The sequence below is a fragment of the Aquimixticola soesokkakensis genome, from assembly GCF_900172375.1.
Lineage (GTDB): Bacteria > Pseudomonadota > Alphaproteobacteria > Rhodobacterales > Rhodobacteraceae > Aquimixticola > Aquimixticola soesokkakensis.
Window position 1 is genome coordinate 128989 of sequence record NZ_FWFS01000011.1, and the last position, 21275, is coordinate 150263.

19 protein-coding genes are annotated in these 21275 nt (G+C 63.9%); 9 read left to right on the plus strand and 10 right to left on the minus strand.

Annotated features, from left to right (window positions below; genetic code table 11):
* The first annotated feature begins 16 nt into the window (after window positions 1-16).
* From AQS8620_RS14470 to hisD, 4 genes are all read left to right on the plus strand, one after another.
* On the plus strand, window positions 17-454 hold the full coding sequence (locus AQS8620_RS14470) for a c-type cytochrome (RefSeq protein ID WP_159453257.1): 438 nt from the start codon (window positions 17-19) through the stop codon (window positions 452-454).
* Window positions 455-502: 48 nt separating this feature from the next.
* Window positions 503-2215 (plus strand): pyrroloquinoline quinone-dependent dehydrogenase, encoded by a 1713-nt coding sequence (locus AQS8620_RS14475; protein WP_200809638.1) that lies wholly within the window; start codon window positions 503-505, stop codon window positions 2213-2215.
* A 97-nt stretch (window positions 2216-2312) separates the two neighbouring features.
* Window positions 2313-3092 (plus strand): transporter substrate-binding domain-containing protein, encoded by a 780-nt coding sequence (locus tag AQS8620_RS14480; RefSeq protein ID WP_085837732.1) that lies wholly within the window; start codon window positions 2313-2315, stop codon window positions 3090-3092.
* A gap of 135 nt (window positions 3093-3227) precedes the next feature.
* Complete coding sequence (gene hisD / locus AQS8620_RS14485; protein ID WP_085837733.1) at window positions 3228-4514, plus strand: histidinol dehydrogenase; 1287 nt, start codon at window positions 3228-3230, stop codon at window positions 4512-4514.
* Window positions 4515-4584: 70 nt separating this feature from the next.
* Here the strand turns inward: hisD and AQS8620_RS14490 are convergent, their stop codons facing one another.
* Together AQS8620_RS14490 and AQS8620_RS14495 are read right to left on the minus strand one after the other, a co-directional pair.
* Window positions 4585-5931: an amidase gene (locus tag AQS8620_RS14490; RefSeq protein WP_085837734.1), complete on the minus strand. Its 1347-nt coding sequence runs from the start codon at window positions 5929-5931 to the stop codon at window positions 4585-4587.
* Window positions 5924-6121 (minus strand): hypothetical protein, encoded by a 198-nt coding sequence (locus AQS8620_RS14495; protein WP_085837735.1) that lies wholly within the window; start codon window positions 6119-6121, stop codon window positions 5924-5926. Before AQS8620_RS14495 ends, AQS8620_RS14490 begins: the two co-directional genes overlap by 8 nt.
* A 144-nt stretch (window positions 6122-6265) precedes the next feature.
* Between AQS8620_RS14495 and AQS8620_RS14500 the strand changes: the two genes are divergently transcribed.
* On the plus strand, window positions 6266-7462 hold the full coding sequence (locus tag AQS8620_RS14500; RefSeq protein ID WP_085837736.1) for a nuclear transport factor 2 family protein: 1197 nt from the start codon (window positions 6266-6268) through the stop codon (window positions 7460-7462).
* Between the two features lie 60 nt (window positions 7463-7522).
* Window positions 7523-8539 carry a LacI family DNA-binding transcriptional regulator gene (locus AQS8620_RS14505; protein WP_085837737.1) on the plus strand — a complete coding sequence of 339 codons (1017 nt, stop codon included), beginning with the start codon at window positions 7523-7525 and terminating at the stop codon, window positions 8537-8539.
* On the opposite strand, the gene AQS8620_RS14510 is transcribed toward AQS8620_RS14505, so the two are convergent.
* The 8 genes from AQS8620_RS14510 to AQS8620_RS14545 all read right to left on the minus strand — a co-directional run bounded on the left by AQS8620_RS14510 (window position 8493) and on the right by AQS8620_RS14545 (window position 17926).
* Entirely contained in the window at window positions 8493-9695 is a 1203-nt protein-coding gene (locus tag AQS8620_RS14510) for an MFS transporter (RefSeq protein WP_085837738.1), read from the minus strand. The genes AQS8620_RS14505 and AQS8620_RS14510 overlap by 47 nt on opposite strands.
* Window positions 9692-11395 (minus strand): alpha-glucosidase, encoded by a 1704-nt coding sequence (locus AQS8620_RS14515; RefSeq protein ID WP_085837739.1) that lies wholly within the window; start codon window positions 11393-11395, stop codon window positions 9692-9694. Before AQS8620_RS14515 ends, AQS8620_RS14510 begins: the two co-directional genes overlap by 4 nt.
* A gap of 26 nt (window positions 11396-11421) precedes the next feature.
* On the minus strand, window positions 11422-12489 hold the full coding sequence (locus AQS8620_RS14520; RefSeq protein ID WP_085837740.1) for an ABC transporter ATP-binding protein: 1068 nt from the start codon (window positions 12487-12489) through the stop codon (window positions 11422-11424).
* Window positions 12490-12493: 4 nt separating this feature from the next.
* Window positions 12494-13375 carry a carbohydrate ABC transporter permease gene (locus AQS8620_RS14525; RefSeq protein ID WP_085837741.1) on the minus strand — a complete coding sequence of 294 codons (882 nt, stop codon included), beginning with the start codon at window positions 13373-13375 and terminating at the stop codon, window positions 12494-12496.
* Window positions 13376-13388: 13 nt separating this feature from the next.
* Window positions 13389-14426, minus strand: coding sequence for a carbohydrate ABC transporter permease (locus AQS8620_RS14530; RefSeq protein ID WP_085837742.1), 1038 nt, complete (start codon window positions 14424-14426; stop codon window positions 13389-13391).
* 129 nt (window positions 14427-14555) lie between these two features.
* On the minus strand, window positions 14556-15797 hold the full coding sequence (locus AQS8620_RS14535) for an ABC transporter substrate-binding protein (RefSeq protein WP_234990508.1): 1242 nt from the start codon (window positions 15795-15797) through the stop codon (window positions 14556-14558).
* Window positions 15798-15980: 183 nt separating this feature from the next.
* Window positions 15981-17000, minus strand: a complete 1020-nt coding sequence (locus tag AQS8620_RS14540) for a LacI family DNA-binding transcriptional regulator (RefSeq protein ID WP_085837743.1) — start codon at window positions 16998-17000, stop codon at window positions 15981-15983.
* Window positions 17001-17155: 155 nt separating this feature from the next.
* Window positions 17156-17926 carry an L-iditol 2-dehydrogenase gene (locus tag AQS8620_RS14545; protein ID WP_085837769.1) on the minus strand — a complete coding sequence of 257 codons (771 nt, stop codon included), beginning with the start codon at window positions 17924-17926 and terminating at the stop codon, window positions 17156-17158.
* Between the two features lie 421 nt (window positions 17927-18347).
* Here AQS8620_RS14545 and thiC point away from each other — a divergent pair, with 421 nt between their 5' ends.
* The 3 genes from thiC to thiS are packed head-to-tail and all read left to right on the plus strand — an operon-like array spanning window position 18348 to window position 21275.
* Entirely contained in the window at window positions 18348-20144 is a 1797-nt protein-coding gene (gene thiC, locus AQS8620_RS14550) for a phosphomethylpyrimidine synthase ThiC (protein WP_085837744.1), read from the plus strand.
* Window positions 20141-21109 (plus strand): FAD-dependent oxidoreductase, encoded by a 969-nt coding sequence (locus tag AQS8620_RS14555; protein ID WP_085837745.1) that lies wholly within the window; start codon window positions 20141-20143, stop codon window positions 21107-21109. The genes thiC and AQS8620_RS14555 overlap by 4 nt, the downstream gene beginning before the upstream one ends.
* Window positions 21078-21275: a sulfur carrier protein ThiS gene (gene thiS, locus AQS8620_RS14560; protein ID WP_085837770.1), complete on the plus strand. Its 198-nt coding sequence runs from the start codon at window positions 21078-21080 to the stop codon at window positions 21273-21275. The genes AQS8620_RS14555 and thiS overlap by 32 nt, the downstream gene beginning before the upstream one ends.

Sequence of the window (21275 nt, forward strand, 5' to 3'; positions counted from 1 at the left end):
GCAAGAGGAGAGACCAATGCCAATTCGCCACATCCTGCAAACGACAGGTGGACTTATGCTTTTGTGCGCTGTCGCAAGCGGGGCACAGGCCGCTGACAAGGTGGTTCTTTTGCAAGGCGGCAGCATCGGCACCGCGCAGGTTGCCGCAGGGGCCGAGGCCTATCTCGACAATTGTGCGGGATGCCACGGGGAGGATTTGCGCAGCGTGAATTCCAATGCGCCGGACCTGCGCGGGCCGACTTTCCAGTATTCCTGGGTGACCAAGCCGCTTGAGGAAACGTTTCACAAAATCATCACGACGATGCCGCCGGGGATGACGGGGGAGATCGACCCCGAAACCTACGCGCAGATCGTCGCCTATATCCTGAATTTCAACGGGGTCGAAGCGCAAGAGGACGGGCGTTTCCCGCAGACGGCCGAGGAGGTCGCGCCGATGGATCTTGTGATCCAGTAGGGGCGAGGCGCGGCCAAAGTACAACAACACGAAGAGGAGGAGTGATCTATGTTGGGACAGATGACAGGACGACTGCGCGGCGGTTTGACGGGAGTGGCGCTTGGGGCTTTGGCCTGCCTTGCGCCGGTTGCGGGCAGTGGCGCGCCGGTGACGCAAGAGACCTTGCTCGATCCGGCACCGCAGGACTGGCTGCAATGGCGCCGCACATTTGACGGTTGGGCCCATTCGCCGCTTGACCAGATCACCAAGGAAAACGTCGGAAGTCTGACGCTGGCGTGGGGGTGGGCGATGTTGCCCGGCAGTCAGGAAGTTGTGCCCATCGTGCATGACGGTGTGATGTATATCGCCAACCCCGGTGGCTCGGTGCAGGCGCTGGACGCCAAGACCGGCGATTTGATCTGGGAATACCGGCACGAAACACCCGAAGGCTTTCGCGAAGGCATGATGAACCGCGGTCTCGCGCTTTGGGGCGATAACGTGTTCATCGCGACGCCCGATGCGGAAATGATCGCGCTTGATACCAAATCCGGTCAGATCGTCTGGCAGACCACGATCGCCAGCCGCGAGGTCGGAAAGTCGATCACCGCCGCGCCGATTGCGGTGGATGGCAAGGTGATCGTGGGGGTGCAGGGGTGCTTTCGTTTTTATGAGGAAAAATGCGCCGTGGTTGCGTTTGATGCGCAAACCGGGGCGCAGGCGTGGCGCACGGATACGGTGCAACGCGAAGAGGGGGACGGCGAGAATACATGGGGCGGCCAGCCGTGGCTGCTGCGCGGGGGTGGCGATGTGTGGACCACTGCAACCTATGATCCCGACCTTGACCTGATTTACATCGGCGTCAGCCAGGCCAAGCCCTGGTCGCGGCTGAGCCGTGGGCAGGACGGGGACTCGCTTTACACAAGCTCGACGCTTGCGCTTGATCCCAAAGACGGGTCCATCCAATGGTATCGTCAGTATATTCCGGGTGAAACCAATGACATGGATGAGGCATTCGAGCATATCCTCGTCGATATCGATGGCGAGCCGTCCTATGTGAACATGGGTAAACTGGCGATCCTGTGGCGCGGAAGCCGCGTGGACGGGACGCCGCTTCCGGCCTTTGATATGGGGCTTCAGGACCAGATCGACCTGAACGCCGATGGCACCTTTGCCACCTATCGCGATGGCAAGATCGGCGAGCTTGGGGTGCCCGTGATGCTATGTCCCTCGACGACCGGTTTTCGGGCGTGGCGCAGCATGGCCTTTAACCCCGACACCCGCGCGGTTTATGTGCCGATGTCGATCAACTGCGACGAGGCGGTTGTCTATGGCGAGGTCGAGATGGTCGAGGGTGGCGGCGGCAACGGCAAGTTTGCGGAGAACCGGATCGCCCATCCCGACGATCCCGATCACCTCGGGCGGATTGCCGCGCTCAACATCGATACCGGCGCGCTTTTGTGGGAAAAACGCCTGCGCACGCCGGCCAATACCGGCATGCTCAGCACCGATACGGGCCTGATTTTCGCAGGGGATTGGGACCGCAATTTCTGGGCGCTGGACGCGCAAACCGGCGCTGAATTGTGGCGCACGCGTCTGCCACAGGCCGCGCAGGGGATGCCGATTACCTATGAGGTGGACGGGGTGCAATATATCGCGATTCCCGTGGGCACAGGCGGTTATTCCTGGTCGACAAGCGTGCCCACGCAGCTTGCCCCCGAAGTGAAACGCCCCGAAGGCGGCAATGCCATGATGGTCTTTGCCCTGCCTGCGCAACCCAGCTGATCGGGTTTCGCGCAACGCGCACGAAACCTGTCGTAAACATTGGAAAGGATGCGTCGGATCATATGCGATCCGGCGCATTTCGCACATGACATCACCTGTGATCACCTTCGTTTTTTCTTTGATCCTTGGCGCTTTGTGCCTTGGGATAACGGGCGCGGCGCGGGCGCAAGAACCCTGGGTCGCGCCGGAGTTTCTGGCGCAAAGCCGACCCGATTTCGGCACGCGCTTGCCGCTTTGCGTGCTCAAAGGCTCGCCCAGTTTCGAGCGCGATGTGCAAACGGCGCAGGCCTTGGCCGATGTGTTGCTATTGACCTCGCAGGTGGTTGAGCTGGACCTGCGCGATGTGGCGCATCAATCCCAGGACGGGGTTTGGCCCGAAATCCGGCAGGCGCTGGCCGGACGCTGTCTTGGGGTTATGGGCGCGCGGCTTTACGGGGCGCAGCGCCTGCCCGATTGGCTGATCGCCTCGCGCCCCTATTTTTCCGCGCCCTATGTTCTGGTTTCGCAGGCGGCGCAGTCGCTTGACGATCTTGCAGCGTCCCATCCGCGCGCGCAATTGGGCGCGCCGCTGTACACGCCGATTGACCTGTCGTTGATCACCTTGATTGAGGCGGGGGGCCGGTTTGGCGGTTTTCAACGCCGCCCGTTTGATCGTCCCGAAATTGCGCGCGCCTTGATGTTGGCCGGTGCGATGGATGCGGCGATTTTATGGGAGCCGGATTTGGCGGGGCTGGCGCCGGATTTCTACCAAACCGTCGCGCCGATGCCGCCATCCTTTGATGCAAACCGCGATGTGGCGATCCTGTTTCGCAGCACCGATGGTGCGCTGCGGGCCAATATCGACGCGGCGCTCAAGGTGCTGGCGGCCGAGGAGTAGGCGGATGCGCTTGATTTAGGCAGTGTTGCCGGAAAATCGGGGCAGCGGGCGCTTGTGCCCTGCGCGGCGATTCCCACTATTGCATTCGTATGCAAAAATGCTATCGACGGGGGATCAGACACCGGATGTGAGGCCATGACCGACAGCAACACCAGCTTTCAAGCTCCCGAATTTATCAAAGCTCCGGCCCGCAGTGCCGTGGCAGACAACGCCCCCGTCGAACAGATTGTGGCCGAGGTGATCGCCCGCGTGCGCAGCGAAGGCGATCTGGCCGTTCGTGACTATGCGCGCAAATTCGACGGCTCCGATCTGGAGGCGTTCGAGGTAAGCGCGGCCGAGCGCGCGGCGGCTTTGGCCGACCTCGAGCCGCAGACCCGCGCCGATACGGAATTTGCCATTGCCAATGTGCGCGCTTTTGCCGAGGCGCAGTTGGGCACGCTGGGCGAACTGGAAGTCGAGATCCGCCCCGGTGTGCATCTGGGCCATCGCAATATTCCGCTCGAACGGGTGGGCTGCTATGTTCCCGGCGGTCGGTTCCCGCTTTTGTCGGCGCCGATCATGACGATCGTGCCCGCCAAAGTCGCGGGCGTGGGGGAGGTGATTGCCTGCCTGCCGCCCAATGCGCACCCGGCCATGATCGCGGGCTGTCACCTGTCGGGGGCGGACCGGATTTTTCGCATCGGGGGCGCGCAGGCGATTGCGGCGATGGCGCTTGGCACGCAGACCGTGCCGAAAGTGGACAAGATCGTCGGGCCGGGGAATGCCTTTGTGAACGAGGCCAAACGCCAGGTGTTCGGCCCCGTGGGCATCGACCAGCTGGCGGGACCGTCGGAGATTTTCGTGCTGGCCGATGACACGGGCGATGCGGAAATGATCGCGACGGATTTGTTGGCGCAGGCCGAGCATGACGTGCGCACGCGGGTCGGCTTGATCACCACCCACCGTCCCTTGGCCGAGGCGGTTCTGGCCGAGGTCGAGCGCCAGCTTGCCACCCTGTCCACCGCCGAGGTCGCGCGCCCTGCGTGGACGGATTACGGCGAAATCGCGCTGGTCGCGGATGAGGCGGCAATGATTGCCTATTCGGATGCGGTCGCGGCAGAGCATCTTCAGGTGCACACTGCGGACCCCAAAGCCTTTGCCACCAAGCTCAGCCATTATGGATCGCTGTTCATCGGCGAGCTGTCGAGCGTGGTCTATTCGGACAAATGTTCGGGCACGAACCACACGTTGCCAACGATGGCAGCGGGGCGCTACACGGGCGGGCTTTGGGTTGGCACCTATATCAAAACCGTGACACATCAGTGGCTTGACGCCGAAGGGGTGAAACAGGTTGCTCCGCCTGCGGCCCGTCAGGCCAAGAGCGAGGGCTTGGAAGGGCACCGGCGCGCGGCGCAGTTGCGTCTGGATCGCTTGCAGGCCTGACACCGGGCCCGTTGAACGCAAAACGGCCGCGTTTGATGCGCGGCCGTTTTGTTCTGGGGCGTGGGCAGGATCAGAGCGGCGGTTTTTGCAGGCAGTGATCGCTGGCCTGTTCAAAGGCCTGCGCGATCCGGCAAATCCGCGCTTCGCCGCCTTTGGCCCCGATGATTTGCAGCCCCACAGGCAACCCGTCGATCAGCCCGCAGGGCACGGTGATGGCGGGATGGCCGGAGATGTTGAAGGGGAAGGTGCGCATGGGCGTCCAGACCGCCCCGTCGGCAAACTGCGCAAAGGCGGGCGCGGGGGTGAGGGTGGTTGCCGTCACGATCGCATCTCGCCCTGCGAGGGCTGCGTCGATGTCTGCACTCAGCAGCTGCGCATGGGCCTGCGCCTTTTCAACGTCGCGCGCCGTCAGGACCGCGCCGCTGATCAGGTTCAGCCGGGCGTCGCGCCCATAGTCCTGTCCCCGCTTTGCAAGGCGCGCGCCGTGGACCTGCCAGGCCTCGGCCTGGATCAGCACACAGCCGGCATCTTCGGCTTGGGCGTAGTCGGGCATGTCGACCAGCGAAATTTCCATGTCCAACCGCGACAGAAGACCGACCGCGTCATCGAGAAGCGCGAGCAGGGCAGGGTGCGCCGCGGCGTCCTGCAACCAGTCGCGGGCAAAGCCCAGGCGCAGGCCTTTGGGATCATGGCCAAGCTCACGGCTGGCGGCGGGTGTCCCCGCGCAAGACAGCACATCCAGCACCAGCGCCGCTTCGCGCACCGAGGCGGCGAGCGGGCCGATGGTGTCGAGCGTTTGCGACAGCGGGAAAACGCCGTCATCGCGAATGCGCCCGCGCGTCGGTTTCAACCCGACGATGCCGCAATAGGCGGCAGGGCTGCGCACCGATCCGCCGGTGTCGGTCCCGAGGGCAGCGCGCACCAGCCCGCCCGCCACCGCCGCCGCCGAGCCCGACGAGGAGCCGCCGGTGATATGGTCGCGATGCCACGGGTTGCGCGCGGGCGGGTAGGGTTGATCCCAGGCAGGGCCGGTGAGGGCAAATTCATAGGTCGCGACGCGCAGGATCGGCAAGGCTCCCGCGCGGCGCAGCGCCGCAACAGGCGCGCTGTCCTCGCGCAGCAGTGTGGTGGGCATGGCCTTCGAGCCGCAAAGATTGGGCTGGCCCTGCGCGGCGAACATGTCCTTGAGGGCGATGGGCAGACCGTGAAGCGGGCCGAGATCCACGCCCGCATGCAGCGCTGCATCTGCCGCTTGCGCCTGGTCCAGGGCGTCGGCGGCGATCCATGTGACCGCGTCGAGGGCGCGGCGGGCGTGGACGCGCTCAAGCGTGGCGGACACCAGTGCAACGCTGGTGGTGTCGCCGTCGCGCAGGGCGCTGGCCTGATCGCATAGGGGGCGGTCGATCCAGTCAGTCATCGCCGCGCGCTTTCGGGTCTGCAAGCCGCGCGGCGCGGGCCTGTAATGCGGTCGCGCTGGCAAGAGCTGCCTCCTGTTCGTCGCGCGCAAGGGTCACCCCGTGGCGAGCCAAGATGGCCCCAAGCGCCTCGCGGGTCAGGGGCGCTTGGGGCTCTGGGTGCGCCGCGGGCATCGGGGGTTTTTGGGGCATGGCGGTCTCCGGTCGGGGCGCGAAAGTGGTGGGGCACAGGCGTAGAATGACACTGCGCGGATTTCTTTTGCAACACACTTGCATACGTATTCAACATAGGCCACAACTCTTGGCAAGAGGCAAGCGACCCCCAAAGGAGACCCCATGGCGACCCCCACCGATAAACCCACCGATAAATCCGCAGACCCCAAATCTGGCGATAGCCGACCCGCCAAAGCCGCGCAGAGCCACGCGGGCGAGGTCTTGCAATGCGAGCGGCTCGATTTCACCGATCTGGTGCCTCAAAACCGCCCGCGCGCCCAGTCGATGGCGGGGTTTGACGACTGCTACACCGATATTGTCGACTATATCATCCGCTGCACCCACAAGATTTGGGACGAGCGCGATGTGGGGCTGATTTACACCCATTACACCCATAATTGCGTGCTCTATGGGACGATGGGCACCATGTATAACCGCGAGGATGTGGTGCGCGACACGCTGCAACGTCTGGTGTCCCTACCCGAGCGGCGCGGCATGGCCACGCAGGTGGTCTGGAGCGGCAACGACGTTGACGGGTTCTACACCTCGCATCTGGTGACCGGATCGGGGCGCCACAGCCAGAACGGGCATTACGGACCCGCCACGGGGCGGGCTTTTGTGTCGCGCACCGTCGCCGATTGCATGGTCTTCGAGAACAAGATCTACCGCGAATGGGTGGTGGCCGACCAGATGGCAATCATCCGCCAGCTTGGACTTGATCCGCAGGCCTATGCCGAAAAACTGGCGAAAGCGAAGCTGTCTCAGGGCCTGACGAGCCTTGATATCGGGGAAAATGGCCTGATGATGGGGCAATATCCCCCCTCCGAGCTGCCGCTTGATACCTCGATTGCCGCGAGCGATCTGGAACGCAAGACCCTAGAATGGCTGCACGCCGCCTATAACCGCAAGATGTTTGGCGTGCTGCGCGATGTCTATGCGCCGACGGTGATGTACCACGGCCCGCTGATGAAGGAACTCTACGGCATCACCGCCGTCAGCCACCAGATGATCGGCTTGATCGGCGCGATTCCCGATGCGGTTTTCATGCCCCAGCACGTCTGTTCGGTGGACTGCGTCGAGGGCGGCACGAAGGTCGCCGTGCGCTGGGTGATGGAGGGGCATCATCTGGGCTTTGGCGGTCTGGAAAGCCTGGGCGATCCGACCGGAAAACGTATCCAGGTCATGGGCATGTCGCATTTCCACTACAAGGACGGGCGCATCGTTGACGACTGGACTGTTTACGATGAACTGTCCATGTTGGTGCAGGTGAAACTGGCACAGCTTGCAGATCGCCCCGCCGTGTCCGATATCGCCCTCTAAGTCAGCGGCCCGTGTCCTTTTGGGGCGGGGCTGCCCCAACCCAAAAGGAGATGCGCGGGGATGAGCGACAAACCGGTCACATCCGTTGATGTTGCGCGCAAGGCAGGCGTCAGCCAATCCGCCGTGTCGCGCTATTTCACCCCCGGAGCCTCGGTCTCGGCCAAAATGGCCGAGCGCATCCGCATCGCCGCCGGGGAGCTGGGCTATCGCCCCAACATCCTTGCGCGCTCGTTGATCACGGGCAAAAGCCGGATCATCGGGCTGGTGGTGCATTATTTCGAAAACCAGCTGTATCCCGACCTTGTTGAACGACTCTCGATCGCCTTGCAAGACGAGGGCTATCACGTGCTGTTGTTCATGGCGCAGCGCACCGTGGGCGATGTCGAGGATGTGGTGCAACGCATTCTCGATTACCGCGTCGATGCGCTGGTTCTGGTGTCTGTGTCGCTGTCGTCCGTGTTGACCGAGCGCTGCGTGGGGCTGTCGATTCCGGTGATGCTGGTGAATCGCGACCAGCCCGACAGCGGGTTGCGGTCGGTCACAAGTGACAACCACACCGGCGGGCGGATGGCGGCGCAGGCCTTGCTGGAGGGCGCGCCCAAACGCATCGCCCTGTTGCGCGGGTTTGCCAATGCCTCGACCGATCGCGACCGCGTGGCGGGCTTTGAAGAGGCCCTCTCGCAAGCGGGTGCCCAGATCGCGCTGAGCGCGGCGGGGGACTATCACTACGACACGGCCCGCGCGGCGGCTTTGCGGTTGTTTGACCGTCCCGATCCGCCCGATGCGCTGTTTGTGCCCGATGATCACATGGCCTTTGCCGCGCTGGATGTCATCCGCAGCGCCTGCCGGTTGCGCGTCCCCGAGGATGTCGCCGTGGTGGGGTTTGACGATGTGACCGCCGCCGCCTGGCCAAGCTTCAACCTCACCACTGTGCGACAGGATCGCGGCGCGATGGTGACGCGGGCCGTGGCCGCGCTTATGGCGGCCTTGGGGCAGGGGGAAGAGGGGCCGCGCAAGGTTCTGCTGCCCGTCACTTTGGTGCGGCGCGCGACGACGCATCCGCCCGCGCAAAGCTGAACCGCACCCCCGCCAGCACCACCATGACCGCGCCTGCCGCCGCCACAACGCCCCATCCGTGCGCGGCGTAGATCCACGTGCCCACAGCAGAGCCAAGCGCGCCCGCGGCGGTGAAACTGGCCATATAGACCCCGTTCAGCCGCGCCCGCCCGCCGCTTGCAAGGCCAAAGATCGTGCGCTGTCCGATGACAAAGCTCATGGTGACGGCGAGGTCGAGCAGGAGGGCAGAAAGGACCAGCACCACAGTACCCGTGCCCGTGCCCGCAGGCGCGATGCCTGCCAGAACAAAGGCCAGCGTGCCTGCGGCCAATGCGCCTGCGGTGCCTGCGCGCGCGTGTCCGTGATCGGCCAGCGTGCCCGCAATCGGCGCGACAACCGCGCTCATGGCGCCTGCAAGGGCAAAAAGGCCGATCTGGGCGTGACTCCAGCCCCAAGCGGGCCCGGCGAGCCAGAGCGGGATGGTGGTCCAGAATAGCGAAAACCCTGAAAACAGTGCCATTTGGTAGAGGATGCGCTGGCGCAGGAGCGGCATGGAGGCGAGCGCTCTGGCCATCGCGGGCAGCATGGCGGTGCTGGCGTCCTGTGCGGGCGGGCGGCGGGCGGGCAGGCGGTGGAACAGCGTTGCCAGCAGCGCGCCCATCAGTGCGGCGCTGATCCAGAACATCGCGCGCCAGCCCAGGCTTGCGGCCACAAAGCCCGACACGGGGCGCGCGAGCATGATGCCGACCATCAATCCGGTGGTGACCGTGCCCACGGTGCGCCCGCTGCGCGCGCTTGAGGCCAGATGGGTGGCATAGGGCACAAGCACTTGCACGCAGACCGAGCCAAGCCCGATGGCAAGGCTTGCCACGAAAAACACGGCGGCGGTCTGGGTGAGCGCCGCAAGGCAAAGCGCCCCCCCCGCCAGCGTGACCAGCCCCAGGATCAGCGCGCGGTTTTCCAGCCGGTCCGCCAGCGGCACGACCAGCAGCAGGCCCAGACCGTAGCCGATCTGGGTGAGGGTGACGACCAGCCCCGCCGCGCGTTCGGAGAGGTGCAAGTCGCTTGCAATCGTGCCTGCAAGGGGTTGGGCATAGTAGACATTCGCCGCCAGCAACCCGCAGGCCACCGAGAGCAACACCATCAGTCCCGGGCGGGCGGGCGTGCCGGGCGTCATGTCGCCCCCCAGGCGCAGACCAGTGCGCTCCAGCCTGCCAGTTGGACGCGCCCCCCGGTCAGGGTCGCGCCAGAGCTGTGCAGCACTTTGGGGTCTGTCAGCGCGCGCGGCAGATCAAAGACCTGCGCGGCGCGGCTGAAATTCAGCACCACCGCCACACCCCGGTCCCCCAGCGCGCGGCTGTAGGCGAAGATGGCGCGATGCGCGGGCGCAAGGTCGGTGTAATCGCCATAGACCAGCGCAGGCTGGCGTTTGCGCAGGGCGATCAGGGCCTTGGTTGCATGCCAGATGCTATCGGGGTCGGCCAGCGCGGCTTGGGCGTTCACCGTGTGATGGTTGGGGTTCACGGCAAGCCACGGCGTTGCGCTGGTGAACCCGCCCTGTGGGCCATCGTCCCACTGCATCGGCGTGCGGGTGTGGTCGCGGCTGGTGCGGTTGAGACGCGCAACGAATGCGGCCTCATCCGCCGTGCCATCGGCCAGCGCGCGCGCCCAGGCGTTGCGCACGGCGATGTCTTCGAATTGCGCGACGCGGGTGAAGGGGAAATTGGTCATGCCAAATTCGTCGCCCTGATACAGAAACGGCGTGCCTTTCTGGGTAAGCAGCAGCGCGTTCAGAACCTTGGCCGAGGCCACGCGCCAGTCGGGGTGATCGTCGCCGTAGCGGCTGACGGGGCGGGTGCAGTCGTGGTTGGCCAGATAGACGGTGGTCCAGCCGTGCCCATCCATGCTGGCGGCCTGACGGGCGAAAATGTCTTTGAATTCCGGCAGGGTCCAATCGCGCGGCTGTCCTTGCGCATCGCGGTCGAATTCCACCACATCGAATTGGAAAATCATGTCCAGCTCGCCGCGCCGCTCGTCCACGACACGCCGCATTTGCGCCTGATCCAGACCGTTGCCTTCGCCCACGGTGGTGCAGTCATACTGCGACAAGACCTCGCGGCGCATCTCTTGCAAATAGTCGTGCAGCTTGGGCCCTTCGGCATAGTGGCGCTGGGGTTTGACCCCCGCGGGCAGGTCGGGCAGCGCGGGATCTTTGGAAATGAAGGGGATCACATCCATGCGAAACCCGTCGACACCCTTGTCGAGCCAAAAGCGCATGATGTCGTAGACCTCTGCGCGCAAATCGGGGTTGTCCCAGTTCAGATCGGGCTGTTTTTGCGCAAAAAGATGCAGGTAATATTGCCCCGACTCCGCATCGAAGGTCCAAGCGGGGCCGGAAAAGAAATTCGGCCAGTTGTTGGGCGGGCCCCCTTGGGGGGCGGGATCGCGCCAGATGTAATAGTCGCGGGTTTCGCTGTCGCGGCCCTGCCGCGCTTGGGCAAACCACGCGTGTTCGTCGCTGGAATGGTTCACCACCAGATCGACGATCAGCCGCATACCGCGCGCTTTCAGCCCCGCGAGAAGCGCGTCGAAATCGGCCATTGTGCCAAAGGCGCGGGCCACTTTGCGGTAGTCGCGGATGTCATAGCCGTTGTCGGCATCGGGGCTGTCGTAATGTGGCGACAGCCAGATGAGGTCCACGCCAAGATCGGCCAGATAGTCGAGTTTGGCGAGAATGCCGGCCAGATCGCCAACACCATCCCCGTCGCTGTCGAGAAAACTGCGCGGATAAATCTGGTAGGCGACGGCGTCTTTCCACCAGATTTTGCGCATGCCGTTGATCCGCTCGGGGGCGGCAGGGGTCGTTTGCTGTGTCATGGGGGGTCCGTTTGGGCGGGCAGTGTTTATGCGGGGATCAACAGCGGCTCGATCCGCTGTCCGGTGGTGCCATCGAAAATATGGCTGACCTTTGCGGTGACGGCGGCGCGCACCACGTCACCGATGGCCAGACTGGCGGCCTTGTCGGCTTTGAGGGAAATCAGATCGTCCTTGGCGCGGATGGCAAACATCGTGCTGTCGCCAAGCCGCTCCACCGAATAGACGGGCGCGGCCAGGTTGCCGCCTTCGCTGACCACGGCGACATCTTCGGCGCGAAACCCCAGCGTCACGGGGCCGCTGTGGCGGTGGGGCAAGCCGCTGACGGTCAGCACGGGGGAGGTGAAGGTGCCCGCCTCCAGATGCCCCTCGATCAGGTTCATCGCCGGCGCGCCGATGAAGCTTGCGACAAAGGTATTTGCGGGCTTGTTGTAGATGTCCATCGGCGGCGCGATCTGTTGGGCGATGCCGTTTTTCATCACCACCACGCGGTCGGCAAGGGTCATGGCCTCGACCTGATCATGGGTGACGTAGACGGTGGTGGTTTTCAATTCGTGGTGCAGGTTGGCGATCTGCGCACGGGTGGAGACGCGCAGTTTGGCGTCCAGATTTGACAGCGGCTCATCCATCAGAAAGGCATTTGGCGCACGCACGATGGCGCGCGCCAGCGCGACCCGCTGGCGTTGCCCGCCCGACAGCGCGGCAGGGCGGCGGTCGAGGAACTGCGTCAGTTCCACCATTTCGGCGGCGCGCAGTACGCGTTCCTTATGCTCGCTGGCGGGGACTTTGCGGATGCGCAGCGGAAAGCGGATGTTTTCGTAGACCGACATGGTCGGGTAGAGACCGTAGCTTTGGAACACCATTGAAATGTCGCGGTCTTTGGGCTCGAGGTTGTTGACCATCCGCTCCCCCAGCCAGATTTCGCCCGAACTGACCTCTTCCAGCCCTGCGATCATGCGCATCGTGGTGGATTTGCCGCAGCCAGAGGGGCCGAGCAGCACCAGAAATTCGCGGTCCGCAATGTCGAGGTTGAGGTTGTCGACCCCGATAAAATCGTTCCAGCGGCGGGTGATGCCTTTGAGTTTGATGTCGGCCATCGGTTTATCCTTTCACGGCGCCGGCGGTGAGGCCGCCCACGATTTGGCGTTGGAAGAACATGACAAGAATGAAAAGCGGCACGGTGGCCGAGACCACGGAGGACACGGCAAACATCACGTTGCCTTCGCTTTCGATCGAGCCAAGGAAGGAAGCGATCTTGGGGATCATGGTTTGGTTTTCCTGCCGCAACAGCATCGCCGTCACCGCAAAGTCGTTGTAGGCGAGCAGAAAGCTGAACAGCCCTGTGGTGATGATGCCGGGCCACATGACTGGCACGATCACTTCGCGAAAGGCCTGAAAACGGGTGCAGCCGTCGACCATGGCTGATTCATCGAGGTCTTTGGGGATCGAGAGGAAAAAGCTGTGCAACATCCACAGCGTGAAGGGCTGGTTGATGGCGACAAGCACGATGATCGCGGTCGGCAGCGTGCCCCAGATGTTGAGCTGGAAGAAGGGCACAAGGTAGCCCGACACCAGCGTGATATGGGGCATGGCGCGAAATACCAGCGCGAGGATGAGAATCCAGAAGGCGTAGCGATAGCCCGAGCGGGCCAGCGCGTAGCCGCCCAGCGTGCCAAGCACGAGGCTCAGCACCGTGACCACCACCGTGACCAACATCGTGTTCAGCCCTGCGCGCCAGAAGTCGTTCAAAATCCACGCGCCTTTGTAGCCGTCCATCGTAAAGGCGTCGCCGGTCTGGCGGATGGTGTTGACGCCGCTCAGGGCGTTGCTCCAGTCGGCACGGCTGAAAAAATCCGCCTCGACCTTGAAGGAACCCCATGTGGTCCACAGGAAGGGAAAGCCTGCAACCACCATCCAGAACAGCACGAAAGCGGTGGCGATGAGGGTCAGCGTGTAGTTGGGGCGGGCGGGGGAAGATGTCATGACGCGGCCTCCTTTAATGGGCGCTTTTGCGCGAAAAGTCGCGCCACGTGCGGATGAGAACGGGAAAGAGCAGCACGATCAGCAGCGCGATCGTCAGCAGGGATGTCGCCGCAGCCGAGGCAAAGAGTTGGCCGTTTTCGGCTTGTAGGTCGTTGTAAATGCTAAAGCTGAGCGAGGTGGCGCTGGCTTGGGCGTTGAACCCGATGATCGGTTCGAGCACGCGGAAATTGTCCATCAACTGCACCAGCGCCACGAAGGTTGCCAGGGGCACGAGGTGGGGGATAATGACGAAGCGGACGCGTTCCCAGCGGTTGGCCCCGTCGATCATGGCCGATTCCAGCGTGTCTTGGGGGACGGTTTGCAGCCCGGCGTAAAAGACCACAAAGCTGAAGGGCGCGGCGATCCAGATGCCGTAGAGAAAAAGCGTGAGCCATGTGAGCGGACCGGAGGCGGCGATGGACAGCGTGGGGTCTTGGGTCACCCATTGCAGCAGATTGCCCAAAATTCCGCGGCTGTTGACCATCCAGTAGATCACCAGCGACCCGATCAGCGGCGTGATGATCATCGGCAAAAGCGAAACGAAAATCACCGGACCTTTGAGAACCGCGGGAATGCGGTTGACCGCCAGCGCGATCCAGAAGCCCGCCAGCATCCCGAGCGGCGTCACCACGGCGGTGTAGCATAGGGTGAACAGCAGGGCGCGGTAGAAGGGCAGTTGGTAAATGCGGCGCAGGCTGTCGGCAATGCCGTCAGTGTCTTTGAGGATCGTCGCGATTTCACGGGTGGCAAGGTGGCTGCGGTTGAAATATGTGCCCAGCCCGTTGAACCGCCCCAAAGGTTGCGCGTCGCGCAGCGCAGCGGTGGCCGCGGCATCGACGCGGGTTTCCATCGTGCAGCCCCCGAAGGGCGAACAGCTTTCGACCTGCGTCAGCACTTGGGGATGTTCGATGTAGAGCGACTGGACCACGATGGAGACCAGCGGCAGGGCGATAAACAGGATCATCGCAAGGGCGGAGGGCAGGATGAACCATGCAAAGGCCTTATGCGGCATGGGGGGGCTCCTTTGGATCGGGCAGGTCGGGGGACGCAGGTCTTCACACCCTGCGTCACAGTCGAGCAGGGCGCAATTCGATCACAACGCGGCGAGAGGGGCCGCGGGGAAGGCCCCGCGGCGGCCGGGTTAGTTGAGGTAGCCGCGTTCCTGGGCGGCGGCGGTGTAGGCCGCTTCGACACCGGCCAGTGCCTCCTGGGCGCTTTCCTTGCCTTGCAGGTAATCGACCAGTTCATTGCCAAGCGCGGAGTGCATCAGACCCATGTAGGGCAGGGTCGGATAGGCCACGCCGCCGCTCGATACATTGGCCATGATCCCGACGGCGTTATCGGTGGGCACGTAGCCGTCGATCATCCAGCTTGCACCCGTGGGATGCTCGGTGGCGAGGTCGGGGGCGATGGCATGCATCATCACCTGAAACGACGCGGCGGCATCTTCGTCGGAAATGTTGGACGCGATGGAAAACCCGTCCCAGAACAGCGCGCCGGCGGGGATGCCCGCATCGCCCAAGGTAGGCGCGGCGGTCAGCACCGTGTTCGGCGCGATCTCGGGGTAATCACCGTCGGCGTCGATCAGCGGACCGGCTTGGCTGGCCCAGAGGTTCATCATCGCGACCTCGCCTGCGCCCCACATTTTCGACGCCTCCAGCGAGCCGATCGACAGGTAGTCGGGGTCCATATAGGCGGTGAGGGCCTTCATCGTTTCAAGGACGGTGACGCCCGCCTCGGAATTGATCGCAGGCTCTGCGGTGCCCGCCTTGAAGAAGGGCGCGCCGCTGGCCGAATACATGTTCACGAATTCTTCGGCCAGTTCCCATCCGGGGGCATAGGCGCCTGCCAGCGGGTATTCGAGGATGCCCTGGCTGCGGATCGCTTCGGCGGCGTCCAGCACTTCTGCCCAGGTGGTGGGGGTGCTTTCGATGCCTGCCTCTTCCAGCAGATCGGCGCGGGTGAACAGATGCATGCCGTTGACCATAAAGGCGATGGCCATGATTTTTCCGTCGATGCGAATGATTTGCTGGGGTGTCAGCTGCGCGCCGTATTCTGCCACCAGATCGTCGAGCGGCTGCACGAGGCCTTCGTTCAGCAGGGGCGGGAGCGAGTTGTTGGCAATCACGGCGACGGTGTATTCTGCGGGATTGATCGAGAGCGCGGGCACCTGCAGGTTTTTGTGCTCTTCGGTCTGGTTCACCGAAACGCTGAGCGTGTCGCTCGCACAGCTTGTGGCGCGCTCCATCACAAGGTCGAGCGCGCCGAAATCATTGGCAAGGATGCGCACGGACCCCGCATCGCTGATCCCGCACTCGGCAAGGGCCATGACAGGAAGCGCGCTGAGAAGGGCGGCGGCGGATACGGTCAGAAGTTTGGTCACGAAGGATCCTCTCTGCGGTTGGCTGGAACGGGCGGTTGGCCGCCTCTCTGAGGAGCTGCGCGCATGTTTCCTGCGCTTCAAGCTTATGCATACGTATGCACCGCGGAAGGACGTTTTTCAAATGCTTCTTGCAGGGCCGTGAAATTTTCACGGATTTTGCCTAAATATTATGCAAGAGGGGCGTCAAAATCGGGCAGTCTGGCGCTGGACCAGCACCGCCTGCAGGTCAAGCTCTTGGATTTGCCCCTCGGGATCGGCGCGGCGCGCCTCCAGCAGGGCCGTGGCGCGTTGTGCGAGGGATGTCAGGTCCTGACGCAGGGTGGTGAGCTGGTAGGCCGGGCGGGCGGCTTCGGGAATATCATCAAAGCCGACCACGGACACATCGCGCGGCACGCTCAGGTTCAGCCCGTAGCGCAGGGCATCGCAGGCCCCCATTGCAAGCTGGTCGTTCACGCAGAACACCGCATCGGGACGCGGCCCGCTCTGCAAGGCGTGCGTCACCGCCCGATGTCCGCCATCGTAGGAAAAATCGGTTTCCACCATCTGCGGCGCTGCGCCGCCAAGCGATCGAACCTGCCCGGCAAAACCCAAAGCCCGTTCGCGGCCCACGGGGGCGTCCTCGGGTCCGGCCAGACACAGGAACCGGCGGTGGCCACTGTGCCACAGCCGCTGCGCGACATCGGCGGCGGCGGCGTGATGGCAGGTGCAGGCGGAATCGGCCAACCCGCTGGCACGCCGGTTGTAGAGCACGACAGGGATGCGGTTCTGGCGGAACCCGTCCAGATGGCTGGTGGTCAGGGTCACGCAGGAAATCGCCCCCTCCAGCGGAAAGCTCCATGCTTCGTTCACCGCGTTTTGCACGTCGGATTCATCAGAGGGCATGAACAGCAGCATCCGCTGGTCGCGCCGTCCCAGAGCCTGGGAAATCGCGGTCAGCATTTGCGGCATGGCCAGAATCGACTGCTGCGTGGCGATGACGGCCACCATGCCGGAGCGGTTGGTGATCAGCGAGCGGGCCAGCGCGTTGGGCGTGTAGCCCATGCGGGTCGCCACCGCGTGCACATGCGCGCGGGTGGTGGGCGAAATGCGCGGATCGTCGCTAAAGCTGCGCGACACAGTCGATTGCGACACGCCAGCAGCCTGCGCCACATCCGACGCGGTGACGCGGCGCACAGGCGGTGAGGACAGCACGCCGCGGCTCATAGCGCAGGCCTTGAGCAGGGGGCGGGGGCAAGGGGGCGCGGAGGGGTCGTCATGCGTGCAAGTGTCCGCGCGCGCGCGTCTCTGTCAAGCAATGTCGATCCGGCGGGGCCTGGTGCCTCCCGTTTTGGCCCCCGTTTTGCCCGCAGATCGTCGGTTCAGCTCATCCATTGGCCGCCGTCGACGTTGTAGGTCTGGGACACCACATAGTCGCTGTCGGAGCTGGCAAGAAAAACCGCCATTCCGGTCAGATCGGCGGGCACGGCAAACCGGCCCGCAGGCACACCGGCGGCGACTTCGGCCTTTTTCTGGCCGGGCTTTTTGTGTTCGAGTTTGGCAAACATGGCATCCACATGATCCCAATGCGCGCCATCCACGACTCCCGGCGCAATCGCGTTGACGTTGATGCCGTGCGAAATCAGGTTCAAACCTGCCGATTGGGTCATGGAAATAACGGCCGCCTTGGTCGAGCAATAGACAAGCACCAGCGCCTCGCCCCGTCGTCCCGCCTGCGAGGCCATGTTGATGATCTTGCCGCCGTGCCCCTGCGCAATCATCTGGCGCGCGGCGGCCTGCATCGTGAACAGCGTGCCCGCCACGTTCACCGCATACAGCCGCTCGTAGCTGTCGCGGGTGATATCAACGGTCTCGGCCGCGTCGAACAGGGCAGCGTTATTGATCAGGATGTCCAGCTTGCCCGTGGTCGCCACCACTTTGGCGATTGCGGCGTCGATACTGTCCTGACGACAGACGTCGATCTGGACGGCATAGGCATGCGGCCCCAAGGCGCGGGCGGTTTCCTCGGCGGCTTCGCGGTTGATATCGGCAATGGCCACGCTGGCTCCTTGATCGATATACGCCTGGGCAAAGCCGCGACCGATGCCGCGGGCCGCGCCGGTGATAAGCGCCGATTTTCCTTGAAGTCTCATGAAGTTATTCCTTTTGTCTGGCGCCGTTTTTGTTGTCTTGGCCCGTGTTTGAGGCCGTGACATGTCACGGGCGCGCGGCCTGTCGCAGACCGCGATCTGATCGTCTGGCAGGGCCATGTGTCAAGCAAAGATCCCGATGGGGTTGCAGCGCGCATCTGTCGGCTCATCTTGCCAAAGCAAATCTTGCGACCTATAAAACCCGCACGCAGGGGAGTCCCGCCCAAGGGACTGAGAGGCTGATAGGGCATTTGCCCGGTGACGCGACCCTTTGAACCTGACCCAGTTGATACTGGCGTAGGAAGCTAAGGGTACATCGGGGCTTGTGGCCCCGTGTCTGTCCTGACGTGACGGTCTTTTGCCGTTCGCTCCTCCCCACGCTCATCTGGTGTCTTTTTGAGACTTGAGCTTAAGGAGCGCCAAAATGAATATCCCCAACCCTAAAATTACCACCGGACAGTTGCCCGCCTCGCGCAAGATTTACGTCGCAGGGGATCTGTACCGTGATCTGCGCGTGCCGATGCGCGAAATTGATGTGCATCCGACGGCGGGCGAAGCGCCCCTGCCGGTCTATGATACCTCCGGTCCCTACACCGATCCGGCGATCGCGACGGATATCACGCAGGGCCTTGCCCCGCTGCGCCAGTCCTGGATCACCGCGCGCGGCGATGTCGAATCCTATGACGGTCGCGCCGTCAAACCCGAGGACAACGGCGGTGCGAAGGGCGCGCAGCTGGTGCCGGAATTTCCCCAAAAGCGCCGCCCGCTGCGCGGCACTGGCGACAGGGCTGTCACCCAGCTGGCCTATGCGCGGGCGGGGATCGTGACGCCGGAAATGGAATTCGTCGCGATCCGCGAAACCCAGTTGCGCGCCGCCGTGCAAGAGCGCGATGGCGAGGATTGGGGGGCGGCGATTCCCGCCTGCGTCACGCCGGAATTCGTGCGCGCCGAAGTGGCCGCGGGGCGGGCGATCATTCCTGCAAACATCAACCATCCCGAACTGGAACCGATGATCATCGGGCGCAATTTTCTGGTGAAAATCAACGCCAACATGGGCACCTCTGCCGTGACCTCCAGCATGGCCGAAGAGGTGGACAAGATGGTCTGGGCGATCCGCTGGGGCGCGGATACGGTGATGGACCTGTCCACGGGGCGCAACATCCACAACACCCGCGAATGGATCCTGCGCAACAGTCCGGTGCCCATCGGCACGGTGCCGCTCTATCAGGCGCTGGAAAAGGTCAACGGCATCGCCGAAGACCTGACCTGGGAGGTGTTTCGCGACACGCTGATCGAGCAGGCCGAGCAGGGGGTGGATTATTTTACCATCCATGCGGGCGTGCGGCTGCACATGGTGCCGATGACCGTGAACCGCGTGACCGGCATCGTGTCGCGCGGCGGGTCGATCATGGCCAAATGGTGCCTGCATCACCACCGCGAGAGCTTTCTCTACGAACATTTCGACGAGATTTGCGACATCTGTCGCGCCTATGATGTCAGCTTTTCGCTGGGCGACGGTTTGCGCCCCGGCTCGATCGCCGACGCCAATGACGCCGCGCAATTTGCCGAATTGGAAACGCTCGGGGCGCTCACGAAAATCGCCTGGGCCAAGGACTGTCAGGTGATGATCGAGGGGCCGGGCCATGTCGCCATGCACAAGATCAAGGAAAACATGGACAAGCAGCTGGAGTGTTGCCACGAGGCGCCGTTCTACACGCTTGGGCCGCTTACCACCGACATTGCGCCGGGTTATGATCACATCACCAGCGGGATCGGGGCCGCGATGATCGGCTGGTTCGGCTGTGCGATGCTGTGCTACGTCACCCCCAAGGAACACCTCGGGCTGCCCGACCGCGATGACGTAAAAACAGGGGTGATCACCTATAAAATCGCCGCCCATGCCGCCGATCTGGCCAAGGGCATGCCGGGGGCGCAGGCGCGCGATGATGCGCTGTCGCGGGCCCGGTTCGAATTTCGCTGGGAAGATCAGTTCAACCTGTCGCTCGATCCTGAAACAGCGCGTGAGTTTCACGACCAGACCCTGCCCAAAGAGGCGCATAAGGTCGCGCATTTCTGTTCGATGTGCGGGCCCAAGTTCTGCTCGATGCGCATCAGCCATGACATTCGGGCCGAAGCGCAAAAAGAGGGGATGGAGGCAATGGCCGAGAAGTTCAGGCTTGGCGGCGACCTCTATGTGTCCGTTGCAGAGACCGGCGAATGATCACCATCGCGGGGGCGGGTCTTGCGGGGCTGACCTGCGCGCTTGAACTGGCGCGCAGGGGGGGCGCGGTGCGGGTGTTCGAGCGGGGCAGTTGTATCGGCGCGCAGAGCGTCTCGCGCTTTGCCGGCGGGATGCTGGCCCCCTGGTGCGAGGCCGAAACCGCCGATGCGCAGGTGACCCGCCTCGGGGGCCGCGCCGCGCAGTGGTGGGCACGGATCACGCCCGTCAGCCGCAGTGGTACGCTGGTGGTCGCCCCGCCGCGCGACAGGGCGGAACTGACCCGCTTTGCCCGCCGCACGACGGCCCATCGCGCGCTGGACGCCGCAGGCATCGCCGCGCTCGAACCCGCGCTTGCGGGGCGCTTCGAACGCGGGTTGTTTTTCGCCGATGAGGCGCATCTGGACCCACGGCGCGCCCTGGCGGATCTTGCGCAGGCGGCGCAGGCCTGCGGCGTCGAGATCACGCTGGGCACACCGGCACCGCCCCGGGTCGATCTGGATTGCACCGGCATCGCGGCCGATCTGGCGCAGCTGCGGCCGGTGCGGGGGGAAATGGCGATCCTGCACTGCCCCGACATTGCGATTGGCCGCACGCTTCGTCTGCTGCATCCGCGCCTGCCGCTGTATTTGGTGCCACGCGGGGCGGGGCGCTACATGATCGGTGCGACGATGATCGAAAGCTCCTCAACCCGCGCGCCGACGCTGCGCTCGCTGTGCGAAATGCTGGGGGCGGCCTTCGCCCTGCATCCGGCGTTTGGCGAGGCGAGCGTGATCGAAACCGGCGCGGGGCTTCGCGCGGCCTTTCCCGACCATTTGCCGCGTTTGCAGCGCATCGGGGACAGGCTTGCCCTCAACGGCCTTTATCGACACGGCTTTCTGCTGGCCCCTGCCATGGCCGAACGCGTGGCCGACCATTTTTTACCGGAGACATCGAATGCACATCACGGTGAATGCAAAACCGCATGACATCTCGGCGCAGACATTGGCGGGCGCCTTGGCTGAACTGGGGGTTGTGAGCCCCGCCATCGCCACCGCGGTGAACGGCCTGTTCGTGGCGCGGGACGCGCGCGCAACCACGCGGCTTGCGGCGGGGGATCGCGTGGAAATTCTGGCCCCGATGCAGGGAGGATAA